The sequence below is a fragment of the Vibrio sp. D173a genome (assembly GCF_030248475.1).
The window spans coordinates 1-562 of the sequence record NZ_JAHGAH010001445.1; the positions used below are offsets into that span (position 1 = coordinate 1).

Sequence of the window (562 nt, forward strand, 5' to 3'; positions counted from 1 at the left end):
GTGTCATCATTTGGTATGGCTGAGTGCGGTCAATGCTCTCTTGAGCCATAACATTGGTCGCAAAGACAACGGCTACGACCATCATAAACATTCTTTTTAACATCAACTTATTCCTCGGTTGTTGTTTCATCAGAGCCGCCAACGCTATACAGCACTTGGCCAATCAGATCTTCTAATACTAATGCAGATTTGGTGTCTTCGATGACATCGCCATCAACCAGCATCTCTTCATCTTCGAAGACAAAGCCCGGTACAAGACTGATGTATTGCTCGCCGATCAGACCTGATGTCAAAATTTGTGCACTGGATGTTTCCGAGAACTGGTCATATTTCGCATCAATAGAAAGCTCCACCACAGGCAGATAGCTCTCAGAGTCTAATTGAATGCTGTTTACACGACCGACAACAACCCCGCCAACCTTTACTGGAGAGCGTACCTTCAAGCTGCCGATATTATCGAACGTCGCCTTGAGTGTGTAAGTATGGTTCGAACCTAGCCCTTTCACGTCAGCGACTTGAAAGATCATGATTAAGATTGCGCAAATTCCCGCGATAACAAAGC

At 45.4% G+C, this 562-nt stretch carries 1 protein-coding gene; it reads right to left on the reverse strand.

Annotation, left to right across the window (positions count from 1 at the left end; translation table 11 throughout):
• Positions 1-107 precede the first annotated feature (107 nt).
• A partial coding sequence (mlaD, locus tag KIV40_RS33955; protein ID WP_285353843.1) for an outer membrane lipid asymmetry maintenance protein MlaD occupies positions 108-562 on the reverse strand: 455 nt, incomplete at its 5' end.